The organism is Actinoplanes sp. NPDC051388 (assembly GCF_055586225.1).
The window spans coordinates 522,541-545,949 of sequence record NZ_JBVJIP010000001.1 but is presented as its reverse complement, the minus strand read 5'-3'; the positions used below and the strand labels follow the sequence as shown (position 1 = coordinate 545,949).

17 protein-coding genes are annotated in these 23,409 nt (G+C 71.3%); 3 read left to right on the top strand and 14 right to left on the bottom strand.

Features of this window, described 5'->3' with window-relative positions:
• Positions 1-41 precede the first annotated feature (41 nt).
• The 4 genes from ACZ6TI_RS02585 to ACZ6TI_RS02570 form a co-directional block, all read right to left on the bottom strand.
• Positions 42-1,544 carry a M28 family peptidase gene (locus ACZ6TI_RS02585; RefSeq protein WP_465343208.1) on the bottom strand — a complete coding sequence of 501 codons (1,503 nt, stop codon included), beginning with the start codon at positions 1,542-1,544 and terminating at the stop codon, positions 42-44.
• A 78-nt stretch (positions 1,545-1,622) separates the two neighbouring features.
• A complete protein-coding gene (locus ACZ6TI_RS02580) occupies positions 1,623-3,515 on the bottom strand; it encodes a serine/threonine-protein kinase (RefSeq protein ID WP_465343207.1) in 1,893 nt (630 codons plus the stop codon).
• A 64-nt stretch (positions 3,516-3,579) separates the two neighbouring features.
• A complete protein-coding gene (locus ACZ6TI_RS02575) occupies positions 3,580-4,692 on the bottom strand; it encodes a class F sortase (RefSeq protein WP_465343206.1) in 1,113 nt (370 codons plus the stop codon).
• Between the two features lie 354 nt (positions 4,693-5,046).
• The gene (locus tag ACZ6TI_RS02570; RefSeq protein ID WP_465343205.1) at positions 5,047-5,901 is read right to left on the bottom strand and encodes a DUF4397 domain-containing protein; all 855 of its coding nucleotides are present in this window, start codon (positions 5,899-5,901) and stop codon (positions 5,047-5,049) included.
• A gap of 226 nt (positions 5,902-6,127) precedes the next feature.
• Here ACZ6TI_RS02570 and ACZ6TI_RS02565 point away from each other — a divergent pair, with 226 nt between their 5' ends.
• Positions 6,128-10,672 (top strand): ATP-dependent helicase, encoded by a 4,545-nt coding sequence (locus tag ACZ6TI_RS02565; protein ID WP_465343204.1) that lies wholly within the window; start codon positions 6,128-6,130, stop codon positions 10,670-10,672.
• A gap of 450 nt (positions 10,673-11,122) precedes the next feature.
• Here the strand turns inward: ACZ6TI_RS02565 and ACZ6TI_RS02560 are convergent, their stop codons facing one another.
• Entirely contained in the window at positions 11,123-12,355 is a 1,233-nt protein-coding gene (locus ACZ6TI_RS02560; protein WP_465343203.1) for an MFS transporter, read from the bottom strand.
• Between the two features lie 265 nt (positions 12,356-12,620).
• The gene (locus ACZ6TI_RS02555) at positions 12,621-13,547 is read right to left on the bottom strand and encodes an LLM class F420-dependent oxidoreductase (protein WP_465343202.1); all 927 of its coding nucleotides are present in this window, start codon (positions 13,545-13,547) and stop codon (positions 12,621-12,623) included.
• Positions 13,548-13,631: 84 nt separating this feature from the next.
• On the opposite strand from ACZ6TI_RS02555, the gene ACZ6TI_RS02550 reads away from it, so the two are divergent.
• Positions 13,632-14,423 (top strand): SAM hydrolase/SAM-dependent halogenase family protein, encoded by a 792-nt coding sequence (locus ACZ6TI_RS02550; protein ID WP_465343201.1) that lies wholly within the window; start codon positions 13,632-13,634, stop codon positions 14,421-14,423.
• On the opposite strand, the gene ACZ6TI_RS02545 is transcribed toward ACZ6TI_RS02550, so the two are convergent.
• Positions 14,420-15,166, bottom strand: a complete 747-nt coding sequence (locus ACZ6TI_RS02545) for an N-acetyltransferase (protein ID WP_465343200.1) — start codon at positions 15,164-15,166, stop codon at positions 14,420-14,422. The genes ACZ6TI_RS02550 and ACZ6TI_RS02545 overlap by 4 nt on opposite strands.
• Positions 15,167-15,208: 42 nt before the next feature.
• Between ACZ6TI_RS02545 and ACZ6TI_RS02540 the strand changes: the two genes are divergently transcribed.
• Positions 15,209-16,000, top strand: a complete 792-nt coding sequence (locus ACZ6TI_RS02540) for a DNA-formamidopyrimidine glycosylase family protein (RefSeq protein ID WP_465343199.1) — start codon at positions 15,209-15,211, stop codon at positions 15,998-16,000.
• Here the strand turns inward: ACZ6TI_RS02540 and pspM are convergent.
• From pspM to ACZ6TI_RS02505, 7 genes are all read right to left on the bottom strand, one after another.
• Positions 15,979-16,743 (bottom strand): phage shock envelope stress response protein PspM, encoded by a 765-nt coding sequence (gene pspM / locus ACZ6TI_RS02535; RefSeq protein WP_465343198.1) that lies wholly within the window; start codon positions 16,741-16,743, stop codon positions 15,979-15,981. The genes ACZ6TI_RS02540 and pspM overlap by 22 nt on opposite strands.
• Positions 16,744-16,748: 5 nt before the next feature.
• Complete coding sequence (locus ACZ6TI_RS02530; RefSeq protein WP_465343197.1) at positions 16,749-17,615, bottom strand: PspA/IM30 family protein; 867 nt, start codon at positions 17,613-17,615, stop codon at positions 16,749-16,751.
• A gap of 163 nt (positions 17,616-17,778) precedes the next feature.
• Positions 17,779-18,177, bottom strand: a complete 399-nt coding sequence (locus ACZ6TI_RS02525; protein ID WP_465343196.1) for a helix-turn-helix domain-containing protein — start codon at positions 18,175-18,177, stop codon at positions 17,779-17,781.
• Positions 18,178-18,342: 165 nt separating this feature from the next.
• Complete coding sequence (locus ACZ6TI_RS02520) at positions 18,343-18,855, bottom strand: CinA family protein (protein ID WP_465343195.1); 513 nt, start codon at positions 18,853-18,855, stop codon at positions 18,343-18,345.
• Positions 18,852-19,385: a CDP-diacylglycerol--glycerol-3-phosphate 3-phosphatidyltransferase gene (pgsA, locus tag ACZ6TI_RS02515; protein WP_465343528.1), complete on the bottom strand. Its 534-nt coding sequence runs from the start codon at positions 19,383-19,385 to the stop codon at positions 18,852-18,854. The genes ACZ6TI_RS02520 and pgsA overlap by 4 nt, the downstream gene beginning before the upstream one ends.
• Before the next feature lie 54 nt (positions 19,386-19,439).
• Positions 19,440-20,870, bottom strand: coding sequence for a 30S ribosomal protein S12 methylthiotransferase RimO (rimO, locus tag ACZ6TI_RS02510; RefSeq protein ID WP_465343194.1), 1,431 nt, complete (start codon positions 20,868-20,870; stop codon positions 19,440-19,442).
• 19 nt (positions 20,871-20,889) lie between these two features.
• Positions 20,890-23,391, bottom strand: coding sequence for an FtsK/SpoIIIE family DNA translocase (locus ACZ6TI_RS02505; RefSeq protein WP_465343193.1), 2,502 nt, complete (start codon positions 23,389-23,391; stop codon positions 20,890-20,892).
• Positions 23,392-23,409: the final 18 nt, after the last annotated feature.

Here is a 23,409-nt window from a genome sequence, read left to right as displayed (position 1 = left end):
GCCTGGGAGAGGAGCGGCCGGCCCCTCTCCCAGGCGCCCGGTCAGGCCTTCGTGATCACGACGTTGTCGACCGCGGCCTCCACGAGGCTCGCGGTGGAGAGGTCGGCCGACTCGACGCTGAGCTGCACGGTCTGCCCCGTGAAGGACGACAGGTTCACGCTCGCGGTCTGCCATGCCGCCGCACGGTTGCTCGCCGCACCGGCCTGCGTGAAGACAGTGGTCGTCGTGCTGCCCGACACCACCCGCACCCGGAAGTAGTCCGAGCTGCTCGAATTGTTCAGGTGCGCGAGATACCAGCTGAAGGACAGGCTGAGCGTGCCGGTCGGGAGCGTGATGCCCGGCGACCGGATCGTGGTGGCGCCGCCGTCCACGTCGTTGACGCCGGCGCTGGCTCCGGCCGTCGCGCCGGTGACCAGGTCGAAGGTGCCGCTCACCGTGGTGCCGAGCTGGGTCGCGACACCCGAGCTGGTGGCCTGCGGGTCTCCGCGCTCCCAGCGGCCCGAGGTCGCCGCGTCGCCGGTGCCGGCCGTCCATCCCCGGGCGGTCTCGAAGTCGTCCGACCACACCGTCTCGCCGGGCGGCGGTTCCTCACCGGCCGAGGAGAGATTCCACACAGCGTGGGCGATCGCGTCCGAGTTCCGGTCCAGGGCGGTGTCGTTGATGTTCGCGGTGGTGTCGCACGACCCGTGATAACAGGGGTCGAACGCTCCGGTCGTACCACCCCAGAGCTGGACCTGCGCCGAGGTCTTGCGCCCCTCGGCGCCGGTGAAGATGCCACCGGCGGGGATGCCGTTGGCGATGAAGGGGCCGTAGTCACTACGGCCGTCGAAGTCGGTGCCACGGGTGGGCACGCCGATCGAGACGAAGTAGTCGGCCAGGGTCTGCTCGATCTCCGCGGATCCGACCGGACCCGGACCGGCCCCGGTGCCGTCCGAGTTGTCGCCGTCATAGAGGAAATAGCCCGGGTTCGGCGAGCCGACCATGTCGAAATTCAGGTAGCCGCCGATCGCCGCACGCTGGGCGGAGGTCAGCGAGTTCACATAGAAGGTCGAGCCGCGCAGGCCCAGCTCCTCGGCGCCCCACCAGCCGAACCGCAGATGCCGGTCGGGCTGGAAACCGCTGCGGGCGACGGCCAGCGCGACCTCGAGGTTTGCCGCCGAGCCGGAGCCGTTGTCGTTGATGCCGGGTCCGGCGGTGACGCTGTCCAGGTGGGCGCCGACCATCAGGGTGTCGCTGGTGTCGCCGCCCGGCCAGTCGGCGATCAGGTTGTAGCCGGTCGCGCCGTTGTAGGTGAACGACTGCTGCTGCGTGACGAAACCGGCCTGGTCGAGCAGGTTCTTCACGTAGGTGACGGAGGCCAGATAACCAGGGCGGCCATGCGCACGGTTGCCGCCGTTCGCGGTGGCGATGCTCTGCAGCTGGGCGAGATGGGCCTTGACGCCGGCCAGCGGGATGTCGGGGGCATCGACGGCCGCGGCCTGCGCCGGCGCCGCGATCAACGCCGCCAGCAGGGTGGCCGCGCCGATGACAGGAAGTGCTCTCACGGGATCCTCCGCGTTAGGGGGATCCTCAATATGACAGCCAGGAGATCGATGGCCGTCATATTGAAGATGACATACCGCTTACTTGGGAGTCGCGCGCGGTCCTGTCGGCTCCTGCCGGTAGAACGAGCTCTGGATCAGGTTGTAGGTCGCCCGGTTCTGGTCCCAGTCGAAATCGCGGGTGATCCAGCCGATCGCATAGCCACCGCCGCCCGAGGCGAACCACCGCGTGCTCGCGCGCATCCGCACCTCGGAGGCGGTGCTGGTGTAGCGGTATTCCCAATCGGCCGCCTTGTCCAGCAACGGCACGCGGTCGATCCCGAGCCCCTGATAGTTCGGGAGCGCCCCGGCGTTCACCAGGCGGGTCGCTTCCTTGCGGCAGGCCGCGACCGGGTCGGCCGTCGGATTGCGACCGTAATCCAGGCTGAGGATGCGCACATTGTCCGGATCGCGGAAGCAGAACGTCGTGCCGATCTGCTCATAGGTCCAGCCGTCCGGCACACCGATGTGGAAGTTCTTCGCCTGGTCGGCGAAGTAGGAATAGCCCGAGATCAGCTCCCAGCCGTTGACGCTGCGGCTGGCGCCCGGCTGCGGGGTGCGCGGTGCGTTCGCGGCCGGTTCGTGGTCACAGATCACCGGGCTGAAGCCGGTCATCGCGGCCGCCGACGAGACGGTCGTGGTCACCGGCGGAGCCGCGGGCGCGCCGGAGAGGACCGGCCCGGCGACACCTCCACCACGGTCGTCACCCTGCCGCAGATAACCCGCGGCCAGGCCGGCGCCCGCCAGCAGCACGACCAGCAGGACTCCCGCCAGCATCAGTCGTCCGCGCTTCGGCGTCGAGCCGATCGGTCGTGCCGGCTCGGGTTCCGGCGGGATCGCGGTGCGGGTCGTTGCGGGCGGTCCGGACGGCTTCACGGAGGCCGGGAGCTGCGCCGCGATCGGCCCCTTGTTGCCGCGGCGAGCGGCCGGGGAGGCCGGCTCGCCCACCGTGACCGGCGGCGCGTTGCGGTCGCCGACCGGCTCGGGCTCGGCGCGGGCCGGTGCATCGGTCAGGGTGGAGGCACGCGGCTTCGCCGCTTTGCCGGCCTCGGCGGGGCTGCGCTGGGTGGGCACGCGCGGCCGCATCACACCCACGCTCGCCGTCGTCTGGGTACGCACACCCGACACAACCGCCCGCAGTTGCTCCTCGACCTGCTCCGCGGTCAGCCGGTCGGCCGGCTCGTGCTGCAGCAACCCGGTCAGCACCGGCGCCAACGCCCCCGCCAGCACTGGCGGGTCGGGCTGCTCGGTGGCCAGCGCCATCAGGGTGGCCATCGCACTGTCCCGGGCATAGGGCGAACGACCCTCGACGGCGGCGTAAAGCGTCGCGCCGAACGACCAGAGATCGGACTCCACAGTGGACGCGCCGTCCCGGGCACGCTCCGGCGACACGTATTGCGGGGAGCCGACCACCAGGCCCGGACCGGTCACCGAGCCGTCGTCGACGAAGGTCGCCAGCCCGAAATCGGTCAGCACCACCCGGCCGTCGCCACCGATCAGCACGTTGTGCGGCTTCACGTCGCGGTGGAGCACGCCGGCCCGGTGCGCCGCGGTCAGCGCGTCGAGCACGTGCAAGCCGATGCGGGCGGCGGCCGGCGGCTCGAACGGGCCGTCCTCGGCGATCACCTGGTGCAGCGAGCGGGACGGCACGTATTCCATGACGATCCACGGCAGGCCGTCGGCGTGCACGACGTCATAGATGCGGACCACGTGCGGGTGGTTGAGCCGGGCCGCGCTGCGAGCCTCACGCAGCGTGCGATCGCGCAGCCGGTTCTTCTCGTCGTCGGTCATCCAGTCGGGCGGGACGAACTCCTTGACCGCGACGTCGCGGTCGAGCATCTCGTCGCGGGCCATCCACACCCGGCCCATGCCACCGGAGCCGACCGGCTCGTGCAGACGATACCGACCGGCGATGAGCATTCGCCTGACCGCCATCAGCCCCCACCCGCCGTCGCTTGCTCCCAGAATAGTCATTCGTCATGAATCGGGGGAACCGCGATCACCCTGCCACCGCGTAGACCACGAAGTTGTCCTTATATGACCGCAGGCTGTGGTCGAAAACCCCGCCGCACGTGATCAACCTGAGTTGGCGGTCGGGGGTCGGGCCGTACACGAGGTCGGTGGGGAACCTGTCCTTCGGATACCAGGCAGTCGCGGTCACCGTGAAGGTCACCGTCTTGCCGCCGCGCACCACCTCGATGCGGTCGCCCTTGGTCATCTCGCGCAGCTTGTAGAAGACCGCCGGGCCGCGCTTCGAGTCGACGTGACCGGCGATCACCGCCGGTCCGGTGTCGCCCGGCAACGTGCCGTCGGCATAGAAACCCGCCCTGGCGAAGTTCTTCGGCGGGGTCAGCGCGCTGCCGGCGCCGAGGCGCAATGTCTCGAGGCTGGTGTCCACGCCGATCGCCTTGACCTTCAGACGGGTCGGCACTCCGGTCAGGGTCTGCGCCTGGATGCCGAACGGGTCCGACGTGCTGCCCTCTTCCGGCACGGCGAACGGTGCCGCGTCGTCGGTCGCGGTGTTCGGCGTCGGGTCGACCGGCGCCGCGGCTGGCGGCGAGCCGGCGAACCGGCCCACGTCATCGCTGACCGGCGGGGCCTTGAGAGCGAGGTAACCGGTGCCCGCCACGAAGGCGGCCAGCACGGCGGCCGACACCGGCAGGAGCACGCCCCTGCCGAAGCGGCGGCGTTTCCTCGGTTCGCCTCGCACCGCTGTATTCGGCACCGGACGATCATCGGACTGGTCGCCGTCGATATCTGGCTTTTGTGGTTCTGCTGCCGGGGCGTCTTCGATTACCGGTTCGGCCGGCTTCGGCGGTGCGTCCGACAGGTCGGCCGGCTTCGGCGGTGCGTCCGACAGGTCGACCGGCCGAGCGTCGGCGGGCACGGCGGCCCGGGCCACCGCGACGCCGGGTCGGGCCACGTCCGTGGCCGGTTCGGTGGGCGCGGGCGCCAGCGGCGGCCACACCGGAGTGCGTTCCCGGCGAGGGGACGGCATGAAGCGAGGAGCGTGCCGCAGAGCCGGATCGATCGCCCCGGCCACCGCCGCACGGCCACGAGCCGCGGGTTCGTCGACCGGTCCGACCCGGGCGGTGCCCCGCACCGCGGTCACCGGCGGGCCGGGCTCAGACCGGACCAGGCCCGAACCCGGATTGCCCTGACCCGGATTGCCCAGGCTCGGTTTACCCTGGCCCGGTTTACCCTGGCCCGGTTTACCCTGGCCCGGTTTACCCTGGCCCGGTTTACCCTGGCCCGGTTTACCCTGGCCCGGTTTACCCTGGCCCGGATAGCCCTGGCCGGGACTGCCCTGGCCGGGAGTGTGCTGATCCGGAGTGTGCTGGGGCACCGGCTCGCCGTGCGCGGCCCGCTCGGACGCCCCGGAGGACGCCGGGCGGGCCGGTTCCGGATCCGCCGGTTCGGAACGAGCCGGCGTCTCGTGCGTTTCCGCCGACACGCGCGCGACCGGTCAGACCGTCCGCGGGCGACGCCGGATCGCGAACACCAGACCGCCGGTGAGCACGGCCGCGGCGCCCGCCACGATCAGCGCCATCGGCATCGGGGAGCCCGGCTGGGTCCCGCCCTCACCGGTGGCCACGCCGCCCATCGGGACGGTGCCCGCCCGGCCGGCGTCGACGTGCAGCTCGGTCTTGAGGCCGCCGCCCTTGGCGTCCAGGACCAGCAGCGAATAGACACTCCCGGCGCCCATGGTGCAGGTCAGGGTGCTGCTCTTGCCGCCGCCACTGGGCTGGACCTTGACCGCCCACCTGCCCGGCTTGACCTGGCGGTAGTCGGTCGTGGTCGCGAACTGGACCCCGTCCGCGATCGTCGGGCCGTTGTTCACGCCGACGTCGAGCACGGGTGCGCGTACCGAAGCTTGAATGATCCTGACCTTTGACTGCCCGCCGCTGGGGAGCTTGAGGTCGTCCTCGAGCACGCGCAGGCCGAGGTCGGCATAACGGCCCACGCCGGCGACCGTGTAAGCATTGCCGCTCTCGACGGTGACCTGGGTGGTGAGCACCGGCTTGGTGCTGGCTGCGGCGCCGGCCTTGCGCATGGCGACCGAGTATGTCCCCGCCGGGAGCCGCAGGTAGTTGGACATCGCGCCGTAGCCGACGCCCGGGAACGTCTGTTCCTTGCTGCCGGCCGCGTCCGCCTTGAGATAGACGTCGACCGCGGGGGTGTCGGGTGAGAGATGAGCGAGGCGGACATAACCGTCGCCGGCTGCGGCGGCGGGTGACGCGCTGAGGGCGACGGCCGCGAACGCGAACACTGCCGCGGCGGCGCTACCGAGGCGCCGTCCGTGTGGAACTGACCTGATCACGGTGCCTCCTGTCGGTTGGGGGCCTCTAGCTTCAGCGGCCGTGACACATGGAGCACGGTGCCCATCAATGTGCCGCAGCACACCTGACCGCACCATGGTCCTTCTGGTCAAGCGAGGCTGCCGGTTGACTGCCCTACTCCTGCTCGGATGACCGATAGATGGTCATCCCTCGGTCGTTTTTGCTGGCCTCGCGTTTTTGTCGTACCCGCGCGGCAGGATTGACCACATGCAGGAAGTGCTGGAGCAGTTCGGGCCCGCCACTCGTTCGTGGTTCGAGGCCGCGTTCGCCGCGCCCACCGCTGCCCAGGCGGGCGCGTGGCGGGCCATCGGGGGCGGCCGCAATGCCCTGGTGGTGGCGCCGACCGGGTCCGGCAAGACGCTGGCCGCCTTCCTCTGGTCCCTCGACAAGCTGTCCCGCGAGCCCGTCCCGGCCGAGGCGCGGCAGCGCTGCCGGGTGCTCTATGTGAGCCCGCTCAAGGCGCTTGCCGTCGACGTCGAGCGCAACCTGCGGGCGCCGCTGACCGGCATCCGGCAAGCGGCGGGCCGGCTGGGCGTGCCACCGCCGGACATCACGGTCGGCATGCGCACCGGTGACACACCGGCCGACGAGCGCCGCAGCTTCCAGCGCAGCCCGCCCGATGTGCTGATCACCACGCCCGAGTCGCTGTTCCTCCTCCTCACCTCGGCCGCGCGCGACTCGCTGCGTGGCGTGGAAACGGTGATCATCGACGAGGTGCACGCGGTCGCCGCCACCAAGCGCGGCGCGCACCTCGCGCTCTCCCTCGAGCGGCTCGACGCGTTGCTGCCCAAGCCGGCGCAGCGGGTGGGCCTGTCCGCGACGGTCCGGCCGATCGAGGACACCGCGCGGTTCCTCGGCGGCGCTCACGACGTGGAGATCGTCCAGCCACCCAGCACCAAGACCATCGAGATCGAGGTGCATGTCCCGGTGGAGGACATGACCCGCCTCGACGAGGTGCCCGACCAGGATGCCGACGACCCCGGCGCCGGGCGGCACAGTCCGTCCATCTGGCCGGCGGTCGAGGAGCGAGTGCTCGATCTGATCGAGTCGCACCGGTCCACCATCGTGTTCACCAACTCACGGCGTGGGGCCGAGCGGCTCTGCGCGCGCATCAACGAGCTGGCCGCCGAGCGCACCGGCGACCCGATGCCCGAGCCGGTGCGGTTGCCCGCCGAAATCATGGCCCAGGCCGGCGGCACGATGGGCGCGCCGCCGGTGGTCGCTCGGGCGCATCACGGCTCGGTCTCCCGCGAGGAGCGCAAGCAGATCGAGGAGGCGCTGAAATCCGGCCGTCTCCCGGCGGTGGTCGCCACTTCCAGCCTGGAGCTGGGCATCGACATGGGCGCGGTCGACCTGGTCGTGCAGATCGAGGCGCCGCCGTCGGTCTCGGCCGGCCTGCAGCGCATCGGTCGTGCCGGCCACCAGGTGGGCGCGATCTCGCGCGGCGTCGTCTTCCCCAAGCATCGCGGCGACCTGGTGTCCTGCGCGGTGGTGGCCGAGCGGATGGCCGTGGGTGCGATCGAGGAGCTGAAATACCCGCGCAACCCGCTCGACGTGCTGGCTCAGCAGATCGTTGCGATGGTCGCGCTCGACGCCTGGCAACTGGACGACCTGGCCGCGCTGGTGCGGCGTTCGGCGCCCTATGCGGAGCTGCCCGATTCGGCGCTGCACGCGGTGCTCGACATGCTGTCCGGGCGTTACCCGTCGACCGCGTTCGCCGAGCTCCGGCCACGGCTGGTGTGGGACCGCGCGACCAACGAGCTGACCGGCCGCCCGGGCGCGCAGCGGCTGGCCGTCACCAGCGGCGGCACGATCCCCGACCGCGGCATGTTCGGCGTCTTCCTGGCCGGGTCCGAAAAGGCGTCGCGGGTCGGCGAGCTCGATGAGGAGATGGTCTACGAGTCCCGGGTCGGCGACGTCTTCCTGCTCGGCTCGACCTCCTGGCGGATCGAGGACATCACGCCCGACCGGGTGCTCGTCTCCCCCGCACCGGGCGCGCCGGCCCGGATGCCGTTCTGGAAAGGCGACGCGCTGGGCCGGCCGGTCGAGCTCGGCCGGGCCATCGGCGCCCGGTTGCGCACCCTGACCAAGGCGGGTGACGAGGCGGCGATCGGCTCGCTGCGCGAGGCCGGGCTCGACGAGTGGGCGGCGTCCAACCTGATGGCATATGTGCGGGAGCAGCGCGAGGCGACGCGCAACCTGCCGGACGACCGCACCGTGGTGGTCGAACGGTTCCGCGATGAGATCGGCGACTGGCGGATGACCGTGCACTGTGTCCTGGGTGCGCGGGTCAACGCGCCCTGGGCCCTGGCCATCGCCCGGCGGCTGAGTGAGCGCTACGGCGTCGACGGCCAGGTCATGCCCTCCGACGACGGCATCGTGGTGCGCCTGCCGGACACCGCGGAGGAGCCGCCCGGCGCCGATCTGGTGGCCTTCGACCCGGAGGAGATCGCGCAGATCGTCGAGGAGTCGGTGGGCACGTCCGCGCTGTTCGCGTCGCGGTTCCGCGAGTGCGCGGCGCGTTCCCTGCTGCTGCCCCGCCGTGATCCGCGTCGCCGCCAGCCGCTCTGGCAGCAGCGCCAGCGGTCCGCGCAACTGCTCGACGTGGCTCGCGAGTTCGCCGACTTCCCGGTGACGCTCGAGGCCGCCCGCGAGTGCCTGCAGGACGTCTTCGACGTCCCCGGCCTGGTCGGCCTGATGCGCGAGATCGCGGGGCGCAAGGTCCGGCTGGTGGAGACCGAGACGCAGCGACCCTCGCCGTTCGCCCGATCACTGCTTTTCGGGTACGTGGGCGCGTTCCTCTACGAGGGTGACGCCCCGCTGGCCGAGCGCCGGGCAGCCGCGCTGGCCCTCGACTCCACGTTGCTGGGTGAGCTGCTCGGCCGGGTCGACCTGCGCGAGCTGCTCGACCCGGCGGTGGTCACCGAGACCGAGAGCCAGCTGCAGTGGCTCACGCCGCAGCGGGCGCCGCGCGACGCGGAGGACGCGGCCGAGCTGCTGCGGCTGCTGGGCGACTTGTCCGAGCCGGCGCTGACCGCCCGGCACATCGACCTCGAGTGGGCCCGCCATCTCGAGGCCACCCGGCGGGCGTTGCGGGTGCGGATCGCGGGCGAGGAGCGGTGGATCGGCGTCGAGGACGCGGGTCGCTACCGGGATGCGCTCGGAGTGGCGCTGCCGGTGGGCGTCGCGGAGGCCTATCTGGAGCCGGTCACCGACCCGCTCGGTGATCTGGTGGCGAGATATGCGAAGACGCACGGGCCGTTCGCCGCGTCGACCTGCGCGGCCCATTTCGGGCTCGGAGTCTTCGTGGTCGAGCAGGCGCTGAAACGGCTCAGCGCCACCGGCCGGGTCGTCACCGGCGAGTTCTCACCGGACGGCGCGGGCACCGAGTGGTGTGACGCCGAGGTGCTGCGCATGCTGCGCCGGCGGTCACTGGCCGCGTTGCGCCGCGAGATCGAGCCGGTGCCGCCGCGGGTGCTGGCCGCCTTCCTGCCGCGATGGCATCAGATCGGCGGGAACGCGCGCGGCGTCGACGCGCTGGCGGCGTCGATAGAGCAGTTGCAGGGCATCGCCGTGCCGGCGTCAGCCTGGGAGCGGCTGGTGCTGCCGGCGCGGGTCGCCGACTACTCGCCGGCCATGCTCGATGAGCTGAGCGGATCGGGCGAGGTGGTGTGGGCCGGGTCCGGCTCGGTCGGGGGCAATGACGGGTGGGTCACGCTGGCGTATGCGGACTCGGCTGCGTTGCTGCTCCCGCCGCCGGATGACGAGCTGGTGCTGACCCCGCTGCACCAATCGGTGATCGACGCGCTGGGTGACGGGCAGGCACTGTTCTTCCGCTCGCTGTCGGACCGGGTGGGCTCGACCGACGACCCGGCGCTGACCGCCGCGGTGTGGGATCTCGTGTGGGCCGGCCACCTGACCAACGACACGTTCGCGCCGCTGCGAGGGCTGCTCGGCAGCAGCGGTGCGCACCGAGCCAAGGCGACCCCGGCGCGCACCAGATATCGCCGACCGGGCCGAGTGCAGATGCCCAGCCGCACCGGCCCACCAGCGATGGCGGGGCGTTGGTCGCAGCTGCCCGATCGCGACCTCGACCCGACCCGGCGGGCGGCGGCGCTGGCCGACCTGCTGCTCGAACGCCACGGCGTGGTCACCCGCGGCGCGGTCATGGCCGAGGGCGTGACCGGTGGCTTCGCGGCGGTCTATCCGGTGCTCGGTGCCCTGGAGGAGCGCGGGGCGGCGCGGCGGGGATATTTCGTGGAGGGGCTGGGGGCGGCGCAGTTCGCGGTGCCCGGCGCGGTGGACCGGTTGCGGGCGCTGTCCGAGCCGGCCGAGCTCAACAAACGCGCGGGTGCGACGGCGGTGGTGCTGGCGTCGACCGACCCGGCGAATCCCTATGGCGCGGCGCTGCCCTGGCCGGAGCGGGTGGTGGACAGCGGCGACGGCGAAAAGGTGGCCGCGGCGGGGCACCGCGCGGGCCGCAAGGCGGGGGCGCTGGTCATCCTGGTCGGTGGCGACCTGGTGCTCTATGTCGAGCGCGGCGGGCGGACGTTGCTGTCCTTCGTGGATGATCCGGAGGCGCTGGCGGCGGCTGGTCAGTCGCTGGCCCGGGCGGTCCAGTCGGGAGCGCTCGGTGCGATGTCGGTGGAGCGCGCCGACGGCGGTTCGGCCGTCCAGTCGTCACCGCTGCGCGATGCCCTGACGGCGGCGGGCTTCCGGGCCACGCCGCGGGGTCTGCGGTTGCGCGGCTGATCGCGCAGAAGCCACCGCACGGTCTGCGGCTGCGCGGCCGATCCCGTTGAAGCCGCCACCGCCGGGTCTGCGATTGCGCGGCCGATCACGCAGAAGCCACCGCACGGTCTACGATTGCCCGACCGATCACGCAGAAGCCACCGCACGGCCTTCGGCTGCGGCTGCGGCTGCGGCTGCGGCTGCGGCTGCGGCTGCGGCTGCGGCTGCGGCTGCGGCTGCGGCTGCGGCTGCGGCTGCGGCTGCGGCTGATCGTGCAGGATCGATCGTGTGCTGCGCGACCTCGACATCGCCGCGACGCTTGATTGTGACGGCGCAAAGGCCCCAGTGAGGCGGCCTAAAGTGGCCCCGGTGCTGGTCTGCCTTATCAAGGCGCAAGGTGGAGCCGTTAGTTTCTGCCGGTGATCGGCGCGGATATCCGTGACGCCATTTCTCGGCGCTGGCGTGCGTGGATCAGTGTGCGGCGTCCGTCGCGGCTTTGTTGTTGATCTCTATGCGGTGAAGCGAGGGGACGAGTGCTGCCAGCAGCATTGCCGCTGCTCCTAAGCCGCCGCCCGCGACGGCGACCGTCGTGTTGCCGGCCACCGCTGCCAGGGCGGAAGCGGAGGCTTGGCCGATGGGTAGGGACAGGAACGACCAGAACTCGTCGTGGGCGCCTACGCGGGAGAGGAGACGTTCCGGGATGTGGGTGTTGGTGACTGTCACCCAGACGACCGTGAAGAACTCGGCGACGATGCCGGCGACGAACGTGGCCGTCATGAGCCAGGCCAGGTTCGCGCCGGCGCCGAGCAGAATGAGCGGGAGGGTGGCCAGCGCCATGGAGGTCAAGGCCGGCGTCATCGGCCGCCGCATGATCGGTAGCTTCACCAGGACCAGGCTGGCCAGCAGCGCTCCGGCTCCGCGGGCACTGAGCACGAGTCCCCAGCCCTGGGGGCCGATGGTGTCGCTCGTGATCACCGGTCCGAGGACCTGCCAGAACCCCATGTTGGTCGCGTTGAAGACGGCGAAGGCCAGGGTCACCGACCAGATCCACGTCTGGGTCCGGAAGTATGTCCACCCCTCGGACAAGGCGCTCAGCATCGAGGGGTCGTCCACGGCTCGTGGTGGCAGGTCGGGCAGGGAGATCCGGGCGAAGCAGGCGGCCGCAGCGAGGAAGGTGGCCGCGTCCGCGGCGATTGCCCAGCCGCCGCCGATTGTCGCGGTCAGCAAGCCGGCGACGCTTGGCCCGAGGATGCGGAAGGTGTTGCTGGCCGAGGCGATCAGCGAGCTGGCCTGTTGCAGAGCGCGGCCGGACACCAGGTTCGCGAGGATGCCTCGCAGGGTTGGCGTAGTCAGTCCTTGGAAGATGCCGTTGAGAGCCGATAGCGGCAGCAGCAGCGAGGGGCTTTGGTGGGTGAGCAGGACGACGGCGACGCCGGCCTGAGCGATGCCGGCGCCCAGGCTGGTCAGCCGAAGCACGGAGTCTCGGCGGTAGCGATCGGCGATGCCGCCGCCGATCAGCATGGTGGCGACCATCGGGATTACGGCGGCGGCGAGAACCGCGGACAACCAGGCCGCGCTGCCAGTGATCTCCAAGACTCCGAACGCGAGGGCGACCGGCGACATGAAACTGCCGGCCATGGAGACTGAGCGGCCGATGAAGAACCAACGAAACGCCGGCGAGCGCAGCGGCCGCTCCGCTGTCACCGCAAGGTGCTGCGGCTCAGAATCGTGACCCTCCGGCGTTTCAGCTTCAGACACGAGGGGCCACATTGCCAGCGCAAAACGAGGGCATCAAGCAGATTTCGGGTCAGAGTCAGCCCGCCTGCGGGTTGGGCTGAGGGGGTAGTCCACCGTTGGCTGATGAGCTGCCTGCGGGGGCGGGCGTGGCCGAAGGTGAGCCGCCGGGCGGAACCGTCACAGCCAGACGCTCGCCCTCACCGACGCCTCCAAGCCGGCGGGCCGCAGCGTGTCAGGTGAGCTGAGGGGCGACGGCCGAGGCGACCAGTTCGATGTGGTGCAGGTCGGTGAGGTCGAGCGTCTGCAGATAGATGCGCGTCGCCCCGGCCTCGCCGAACCTGGAGATCTGGTCGACCACCTCGTCCACCGTGCCCACCACCGCGTCGCCTGCCTCTCGCAGGTCCGACACGCTGCGGCCGATCGCGTCGGCTCGCCGTGCCACCTCGGCGTCGTCGCGGCCCACGCACAACACCACCGCGGACGACAGCGCCAGCGGAGTCGTTCGGCCGGCCGCGGCGGCTGTGTCCCGTACCCCCTGGAAGAGCTTGGTGGCCTCGGCGAGTGAGGAGAACGGGCTGTTGAACTCGTCCGCGAAGCGGACCGCCAGTGCCGGTGTGCGCTTCGGGCCCTTGCCGCCCACGATGATCGGCGGGCGCGGTGACTGCACCGGCTTGGGCAGCGCCGGCGAGTCGACGACCTGGTAGTGCTTGCCGGCGAAGGAATACGGGCCGGTGGCGGTCCACAGGCCCGAGATGATCTCCAGCTGTTCTTCGAGGCGGTCGAAGCGCTCGCCGGTGGGCGGGAACGGGATGCCGTAGGCCGCGTGCTCGCGTTCGAACCAGCCGCCGCCGAGGCCCAGCTCGATCCGGCCGCCGCTCATCGCGTCGACCTGCGCCACGCTGATCGCCAGCGGCCCGGGCAGCCGGAACGTCGCCGACGTGACCAGCGTGCCCAGCCGGATCCGGGACGTCTGCACGGCCAGCGCGCCGAGCGTGACCCACGAATCGGACGGGCCGGGCTGCCCGTCGACACCCATCGCCAGGTAGTGATCGCTGCGGAAGAAGCCGTCGAAGCCGAGGTCCTCGGCCAACTGGGCGACCCGCCGCTGATCGTCGTAGGTGGCGCCCTGCTGCGGTTCCGTGAAGATGACCAAACGCATGATCACCAGCCTGCCACGTATCGGAAGACTCGCGAGGGTGGGCTGCCGCACACTCTGCGTGCGCACCGGATAACGTAGACGACCATGGGCCGCTATGGATGGATCAGCTTCACCACGGATTACGGCACGTTCGACGGATTCGTGGCTGCCTGTCACGGGTCCATCGCGCGGATCAACCCGGAGGTCCGGGTGATCGACGTGACCCATCACGTGCCACCCGCCGACGTGGCCCGGGGCGCCGCGGTGCTCGCGCAGACCGCGCCCTACCTGCCGGAGTCGGTGCACTGCGCGGTGGTCGACCCGGGCGTCGGCACCGCCCGCCGCGGCATCGTCATCTCCACGCCGGGCGGCGCGCTCGTCGGGCCGGACAACGGCCTGCTGATCTGGGCGGCCGAGGCGCTCGGCGGCATCGACGCGGTCTACGAGCTGTCCAACAAGGACTGGGTGCTCGGCCAGGTCGCGCGCACCTTCCACGGGCGCGACGTCTTCGCGCCGGCGGCGGCGCGGATCGCCGCGGGGGCCGAGCCGAGTGAGGCGGGCGCGCCCATCGACCCCGACACCCTGGTACGCCTCCCCGACCCCGTGGTGACCATCGGCGACGGCTGGATCGAGGCCGAAGTGCTGACCGTGGACCGCTTCGGCAACGTGCAACTCGCCGCCACCGGAGGCGCCCTGACCGGCCTCGGCACCGACCTCACCGTCAACGGCAACGTGTCCGCCCGCCGCGGCGCCACCTTCGCCGATGTGGACCGCGGCGACCTGCTCGTCTATGAGGACTCGGCGGGCCGAGTCGGCATCGCGGTCAACAACGGCCGCGCCGTGGTCGTGCTGTCCGTGCAGCCCGGCGACCTGGTCCGGGTGGCCCAACGCGGCTAGATGCGGTGGTGGACCCAGATGTTGGGCTCCACGTAGACCGCCGTGTCCTGGGTGACGTCGCAGTGCACCGGGACCAGCGCCTGCGGCACCTCGACCGGCCCGTCCTCGTCGAACGGCAAGCCGGTCCACTCCCGCCACTGCGCCAGCGTGCCGGCCATCACCATGCTGGCGTGGGCGACGTTCACGATGCGCGCCCCGAGCCTGGCGTGCACGCGCAGCCACGGGTCGACCGGCAGGCCGTCGGGGCGGGTGCGGTGGGCGTACTCGTCGATGGGTTGGAAGATCTGACCCTGCCGGCCGGTCGGCCGCACCGGCGCGACGAGGTCTCGGAAGCCCAGCTTGGCGACGTTGTCCCGCATCGCATTGAGCATCACGCCGGAGAGCCCGGTGCCGCGCACGTCGGGCCGGATGGTGATCTCGAGGGCGGACGCGATGACCGGCGTCGCACCGCGCAGCCGATCGTGCACCGACGTGCGGATGGCCCAGTCCCAGCCGCCCTCGGGCAGACCCTCGTCGATCGGATCGGCGTGCGAGAGCGGCACCGAATGCGCCTTGGCGACCGCCTTGCCGGTCTGCCGGTCGATCGCCAGCAGGCAGTGGGCGGCGAAATGCTCGGCCAGGTAGCCGAAATAGAAGCTGCCGGTCGGATCCTGCGTCATGAAGGTGGGCCAGAAGCCGTCGAGCTGGTCCCATTGATCCCAGCGGCCCGGGTCGTCCGCGAGCGTCGCGATGTCCAGATCCATCCCAGCAGAGTGACAGACCGGATTGCGGGCAGGATAGGGATTATGCCGGAGGGCGATACCGTCTGGAACACCGCGCGAGTGCTGGAGAAGGCGCTCGTGGGCGAGGTGCTGACCGGATCCGACTTCCGGGTGCCGCAGCTGGCGACCACCGATTTGTCCGGGTTCGAGGTGACCGCGTCCGCGAGCCGCGGAAAGCACCTGCTGCTGCGACTCGTCCGTGGGGAGAAGGCCCTCACGCTGCACTCGCATCTGCGGATGGACGGCACCTGGCGCATCTTCCGGCCGGGCGAGCGCTGGTCCGGCCGGCCGGCGCACCTGATCCGGATCGTGCTCAAAAGCAAAAGGTCGGTCGCGGTCGGCTACCACCTGCACGAGGTCGCTCTGCTGCCGACCGCCGACGAGCAGAAATCACTCGACCACCTCGGCCCGGACCTGCTCGGCGACGACTGGGACCCGGCCGAGGCGGCCCGGCGGCTGGCCCGCAAGCCCGACGTCACCGTCGCCGAGGCGCTGCTCGACCAGCGCAACCTGGCCGGGGTGGGCAACCTCTACAAGGCCGAGACGCTCTTCCTGCGCGGACTCTGGCCGTGGACGCCGGTCGGGCAGGTCAAGGACCTCGAGGGCCTGGCCACGCTGGCGCAGAAACTGGTCGCGAACAACAAGGGCAGGTGGACCCAGACCACGACCGGTTCGCTGCGGCGCGGTGAGACCAGCTATGTGTACGGCCGCCGCGCGCAACCGTGCCGCCGATGCGCCACCGCGATCCGCAAGGCCGACCTGGACGAACGAGTGACCTATTGGTGCCCGACGTGTCAGGCCGCGGAGTTGCCGTAACGCCGCAGCTCGGAAAGGCCCTCGGCCAGGCCACGCAGCCGATCCGTCGCCTCGACCAGGCGGAAGAAGCTCGGGTGCCGCTCGTCCGCCACCGGCTGGCCGTCCTCGGCCACCCAGCTCGCCGCCGCCGCGACGAGCCGCTCATAAGCCGTCACGCCCTCGGTGAACTGGCCGGCCAGGCTCTCGTGCGACGTCTCCAGCGCGGATCGCTGATCGGCCGGGCTGAGCGGGATCGCCCGCTCCACGCCGGCCACCCGCTGACCCAGGTCTCGCAGCCACTCCTCGGCGGTGGCCGCCTCGAGCAGCGCCTCCTGGCCCGGGCCGGTGAGCCGCGCGGCGAGCGCCTGCAGCGTCACCGAGGCCCGGTCGAGCCGGTCCCATGCCTTGGCCACCGCGGAGCCACGCAGCGCGTAACGCTCCTTGTGACGGCGCACCTCCTGCAGCATGCTGCGGCCGGCCGGGAACCGCTCGACCGCGGCGATCAGCTTGGCGCCGGGAATCGCGGGCGGCGGGGCCGGCGGTGGCTCGACCGCGGCCAGCTCGCGGTGGTCACGATGCCGCCAGAAGGCGAGGGCGACCGATCCGCCGGCGGCCGCGGCCCAGACCGCGTCCGCGATGCCGATGCCCGCATAGGGCGTCAGGACCGCGGTCGCGGCGGCCAGACCGCCACCGACGACACTCCATCGGCGTGCGGAACTGCGCAGCCTCCGCAGCTGCCGGAAATGGCGCGTCCGCTCGTCCATCGGAATCAGCCGGCGGCCGTGGTGTCGCCGCGCTTCTGGTTCATGGTGGCCCGGATCTCGTCGAGCCGGGCCACGGTCGCCGGGTCGGAGGCCGGCGCGGAAGCCGCCTTGTCCTCGACGGCCGGCTGCGCCGAACCGCTGCCGAGCTGGTCGCCCGCCATGCTCGCGCGGATCTGCTCGAGCCGGGACGAGCCGGCCATGTCGAGGCTCGATTTCTGCACCTCGAGCATGCGGCCCTCGACCGAGTTCGACGCGAGCTCGGCGCGGCCCATGGCGTTGGCATAACGCGTCTCGATCTTGTCGCGCACCTCGTCGAGCGACGGGGTGTTGCCGGGAGCGGCGAGCGACGACATCGACTCCAGCGACTTGGCGACCGTCTCCTGCATCTTGGCCTGCTCGAGCTGGCTCAGCAGGCGGGAACGCTCGGCGATGCGCTGCTGCAGCACCATCGCGTTGTTCTCCACCGCCTTGCGCGCCTGGCCGGCCGCGGAGAGCGCCTGGTCGTGCAGCGTCTTGAGGTCTTCCATCGACTGCTCGCCGGAGACCAACTGGGTGGCGAGCGTCTGGGCGGTCTGCTCGTATTTGCCGGCCTCGGCCTCGTCACCGCCGGCCCGTGCCCGGTCGGCCAGCACCAGCGCCTGCCGGGCCATGCCCTGCAGTTTCTCGACCTCGGACATCTGGCGCGACAGCTTCATCTCGAGCTGCCGCTGGTTACCGATCACCGCGGCGGCCTGCTGGACGAGCGCCTGGTGCTGGCGCTGCGCGTCCTCAATGGCCTGCTGGATCTGGACCTTCGGGTCGGCATACTCGTCGATCTTTGCGCCGAAGAGCGCCAAAAAGTAACGCCAGCCCTTGACGAACGGGTTCGCCATATCGCCATACCCCTCAATGTCGCTCGATCGGCTAGATGAATCCGGAATCCATCGTTGCAGCCCCATGCCACCGTCGTCACGTGACCTCAGGGTGTTCTCAGGGACATCTCCAAACACCCTTAGCTGAGATTACGCCTGCCGGAGCAGTCGAGCGACGCCGAGATCAGGCGGCGTAGATCATGTCACGCCCACGCTTGCGTGTGGTGCGCAGAGTGGTCTTGAGCGGAGAGTCCTGGCGGACCGAAACGCGCACGTCGCCATCGGCGACCTTGCGGATCGGGGTCTCGTCGGAGCGCTCCTGCACGGGGGCGAGCACGCCCTCCATGCCCTCGGCGACGGCCAGCGTGTTGCTGACCTCGCTCAATACCTCGGAGAGGCGGGCGCCCAGGGCATCGCAGATCGCGGCGAGCAGCTCGCTCGACGCCTCTTTCTGCCCGCGCTCGATCTCGGAGAGGTAACCCAGGCTGACGTTCGCGGCGGTGGACACCTCGCGCAGAGTGCGGTGCTGTCCCTGCCGGCGCGCACGCAATGCGTCACCGATAACCCGGCGTAGCAGGACCATGGCACCTCCTCCTGCGGCAGGGCCGCCGGCAGCCGCCGGAGGCTTCCCGCAACCGTACCCGCTGCGGGCCACGCCGACATCCCGCCCCGCCGAAATCCGGGACCACCCCGGACCGGCCCCTCTCGCAACGAGGCCGCGCGGAGTGGCATTCCCGCAGGCCCGGGGCTACATCAGGGGGTTGACCTGCGCTAACTGCCGGACGAGGAGGTTTAACACCGCTGTCACGCTTGCGGCACGCACCGCGGCCCGGCCGCCGTCCAGGTGGAGCTCCTCGACGACCGCGCCCGCAGGCCCGGCGACCGCGACATAGACCAGCCCGACCGGCTTGCCGTCCTGCGGATCGGGCCCGGCCACACCGGTGGTGGCCAGCCCCCAGTCGGCGTCGCACCGCTGCCGGGCGCCGTCCGCCAGGGCCAGTGCCACCTCGGGATCCACCGGCCCGCGCTCGTCCAGCAGGGCCGAGGAGACGCCGGCCAGGGAGTGCTTGAGCTCGGTCGCATAGACCACCAGGCCGCCGCGCAGAACAGCGCTCACGCCGGGAACCTCGGCCAGGGTGCTCGCCACCAGCCCGGCGGTCAAGGACTCGGCGGTGGCGACCGTCTCGCGCCGGGTGATGAGCCGCTCGACGAGCCACTCGACCGGCCGCTCGACCGGCCGCTCGACCGGGCCGGAGGTCATCGGCGCCGCATTCGCAGGGCCTGCAGGACGTAGTCGACGCCGGTGACCATGGTGACCGCCAGCGCCGCGCCCATCAGCCACGGACCCACCGCGTCGGCCGGCGGCGGGGCCGGCCACAGATACCAGGCGATGGCCGCGATCTGCAGCGCCGTCTTGACCTTGCCGCCCCGGCTGGCCGGGATCACGCCGAACCGCAGCACCCAGAAGCGCAGCGCCGTCACGCCCCACTCGCGCACCAGGATCAGCACGGTCACCCACCACGGCAGCACGCCATATGCCGACAGCAGCACCAGGGCGGTACCCGTAAGGGCTTTGTCGGCGATCGGATCGGCGACCTTCCCGAAGGACGTGACCCAGTGGTAGCGCCGGGCCACCCAGCCGTCCACGAAGTCGGTCGCGGACGCCACGCAGAAGGTGAGGCAGGCCGCGATCCGCCAGCCGGTCGACGTCATGCCGGAGGCGACCACCAGGGACAGGAAGACCGGTACCAGGACGATCCGGGCAGCCGTGAGAACGTTGGCCGGGTTCATCAACGGCACGACGACCGGCGCCGGCTCCTCGGTCACGAAAGGCTCACGAGGGGCTCACGTGGCCGCGGAGATCATCTCGAAGGGCTCCGCGACCAGGTCCACGCCCTCGGTCGCCGTGACCCGCGCCCGGACCAGGTCACCCGGCCGCATGCCGAAGCCGCCGACCAGCGTCGTGGAGCCGTCGACCTCCGGCGCCTGATGCGCGGCGCGGCCCTCGACCTCGTCGTCCGCCACCGTGTCCACCAGCACCTCGACCACGGAACCCAGCCGGTCCTCGGCGCGCTGGGCGCACAGCTCGTCGGCGAGCGCGCTGATCCGGTCGTACCGTCGCTTGATCGCGTCGGGACGCACCTTGCCGGACAGACCCGCGGCCTCGGTGCCGTCCTCGTCGCTGTAGTCGAAGACGCCGATGGCGTCGAGCCGGGCCTCGCTCAGGAAACGCTCGAGCTCGGCCACGTCGGCCTTGGTCTCGCCGGGGAAACCGACGATGAAGTTGCTCCGCGCCCCCGCCTCCGGCGCCAGGGCGCGGGCGGACGCGAGCAGGTCCAGGAACTTCTCGGTGGAGCCGAAACGGCGCATCCGGCGCAGCAGCGGCTCACTGGAGTGCTGGAAGGACAGATCGAAGTACGGCGCGACACCGGGCGTGCCGGCGATCGCCTCGACCAGACCGGGCCGGGTCTCGGCGGGCTGCAGATAGCTGGCCCGCACCCGCACGATGCCGTCCACCGCGGCCAGCTGCGGCAGCAGTTTCTCCAGCGCGCGCGGGTCGCCCAGGTCCTTGCCATAGGAGGTGCTGTTCTCGCTCACCAGGACGAGCTCGCGCACGCCGGTCTTGGCCAGCCACTCGGCCTCAGCCAGCAGCTCCTGCGGATCGCGGGAGACGAACGCTCCGCGAAATGCCGGGATCGCACAGAATGCGCAGCGGCGATCGCAGCCACTGGCCAGCTTCAGGCTCGCCACCGGCCCGGAGTCGAGACGGCGGCGCAGCACCGGGCGCAGGTGGGCCGGGGTGTGCTCGTCGACCGTGGCGTGGCCGGGCACGACCACCTTGGCCGACTGCCGCTGCACCGGCGTCAGCGGCAGCAGCTCGCGGCGGTCCCGCGGGGTGTGCGCGTCGAACCGCTCACCGGCCAGCACGCCGTCGAGCCGCGCCGCGATGTCGGTGTAGTCGTCGAAGCCGAGCACCGCCTGGGCCTCGGGCAGCGAGGAGGCCAGCTCCTTGCCGTAACGCTCGGCCATGCACCCGGCGGCGACGACCTTGGCGCCGGTGTCGGCCGCGGCCAGCAGCGTCTCGATCGAGTCCTGCTTGGCCTTCTCGACGAAGCCGCAGGTGTTGACGAGCACCACGTCGGCGCCGTCCGCATCGGTGCTGACCTGCCATCCGCCGGCATCCAGGCGGGCGGCCAGCTCCTCGGAGTCGACCTCGTTGCGGGCACAGCCGAGGGTCAGGAGGGCGACACGGCGCGGAGCTGGGGTAGCGGACACTCCGCCAAGGCTACCGGTCCTATTCCCCGACCTTGAGCGCTGCCAGGGTCTCTTCCAGCTCATCCGGCTTGACCAGCACCTCGCGGGCCTTCGAGCCCTCGGACGGGCCGACGATGCCGCGGGTCTCCATCAGGTCCATCAGGCGTCCCGCCTTGGCGAAACCGACCCGCAGCTTGCGCTGCAGCATCGAGGTGGAGCCGAACTGTGAGGTGACGACCAGCTCGATGGCCTGGATCAGCACCTCGAGGTCGTCGCCGATGTCCTCGTCGATGTCCTTCTTCTTGCTGACCGGCGCTTCGGTGACATCTGGCCGGAACTCCGGCTCGCGCTGGTCCTTGCAGAACTTGACGACGTCGCGGATCTCTTTCTCGTCCACCCACGCGCCCTGGATCCGGACCGGCTTGCTGGCCCCCATCGGCAGGAACAGGCCGTCGCCGCGGCCGAGCAGCTTCTCCGCGCCGGGCTGGTCGAGGATGACCCGCGAGTCGGCCAGGCTCGACGTGGCGAACGCGAGGCGGGACGGCACATTGGCCTTGATCAGGCCGGTCACCACGTCGACGCTCGGCCGCTGGGTGGCCAGCACCAGGTGGATGCCGGCCGCGCGGGCCAGCTGGGTGATCCGGACGACCGAATCCTCGACGTCGCGCGGGGCGACCATCATCAGGTCGGCCAGCTCGTCGACGATCACCAGCAGATACGGGTACGGCTTCATCACCCGCTCGGAACCCGGCGGCGCCACGATCTCGCCACTGCGGACCTTGCGGTTGAAGTCGTCGACGTGCCGGACCCCGTTGGCGGCCAGGTCGTCATAGCGCATGTCCATCTCGCGGACCACCCACTCGAGGGCGTCCGCGGCCTTCTTCGGATTGGTCACGATCGGCGTCACCAGGTGCGGGATGCCCTCATAGGAGGTCATCTCCACCCGCTTGGGGTCGACCAGCAGCAGCCGCACCTCGTCCGGGGTGGCCCGGGTCAGGATGGATACCAGCAGCGAATTCAGACACGACGACTTGCCGGCGCCGGTCGCGCCGGCGATCAGGATGTGCGGCATTTTGGCCAGATTGGCGACCACGAAGCCGCCCTCGATGTCCTTGCCGAGCGCGACCAGCATCGGGTGGTGGTCGGCGGCGGCCGCCCGCGAGCGCAGCACGTCGCCGAGCGACACGTTCTCCGGGTCGGTGTTCGGGATCTCCACGCCGACCGCGCTCTTGCCCGGGATCGGCGACAGGATCCGGACGTCCGGCGACTTCACCGAATAGGCGATGTTGCGGGAGAGCTGGGTGATCCGCTCGACCTTGACGCCCGGTCCGACCTCGACCTCGTAACGCGTCACGGTCGGGCCGCGGGTGAAGCCGACCACCTGGGCGTCGATGTTGAACTGGTCGAACACGCCGGTCAGCGCGTTCATCACCTCGTCGTTGGCCTTGCTGCGGGTCTTCGGGGTGCTGCCCTTGCCGAGGATGTTCGGCGGCGGCAGGCGGTAGTCCCCCGGCACCGAGTTGATGTCCAGCTGCTCGGCGCGGGTCGGCAGCGGCGAGTGCTCGGGCGGCTCCGGCTTCTTCCTCGCCGCCGGCAACACGACCGTGTCGTGCACGATCGGGTCTTCTTCGTCCTCGTCCGCCAGCCCGACATCGGCCAGCGATCCCTGCCGGCGACGAGCGGGCCGACGCGTCTTGACCGGCTCCTCCTCGGCGTCGTCCTCCGGCTCGGGGGTCTCGTCGAGATCGCCGTCCGGCAGCGGGGCACGCTCGGTCGACCGCCCCATCAGGATGTCGCCGAGCAGCATCACCCGCTCGGGGATCTTGTTGATGGGCGTCGCCGTGATGACCAGCAGACCAAAGATCAAGAGCAGGATCAGCAGGGGTACGGCCACCCAACCGGTGACCGCCCGCTCGAGCAGGGCGCCGACGCCGTAGCCGATCAGTCCACCCGACCGGTCCATCGCGACGTCGTCCACCGGCCGCTGCGCGATGTGCAGCAGGCTGGCGGTGGCCACGATGATCGCGCTCCAGCCGACCACCGAGCGACCCCGGTGCTCGGGATCGGCGGGCTTGCGCATCAGCCGGATCGCGCCATAGAGCAGCAGCAGCGGCAGCAGCACGGACAGGCCGCCGAAGAACAGCCGGACGGCGTCCGCGATCCGGGCTCCGACCGGCCCGGCGCTGCCCACCCAGACCGCCACCGCGACCAGGATCGACAGGCCCAGCAGCAGCAGCCCGCCACCGTCGCGGCGGTGCTCGGGATCGATGTCCTTGGCGGTCGCGGCCTGCCGGCCCACACCGCGGGCCACCCAGCCGACGCTGTGCGCCAGGCCCATCCACAGCGCGCCGACGCCGCGGCCGATCACCGAGGCGGTGCTCTGCCGGCGGACCGGGGTGCGGCGGGCGGGCGCGCGCTTGGCGGGCTGGCGGCGGGTGGCGGCGGCCTTGCTGGTGGTCGACTTGCGGGCGCGCGGGGACGCGGCGCCGCGGGTGCTGGACGCAGCACGGCCCCGGCTCGCCGGAGGAGTTCGGCCCGCCATGGTCACCACGGTAACGGG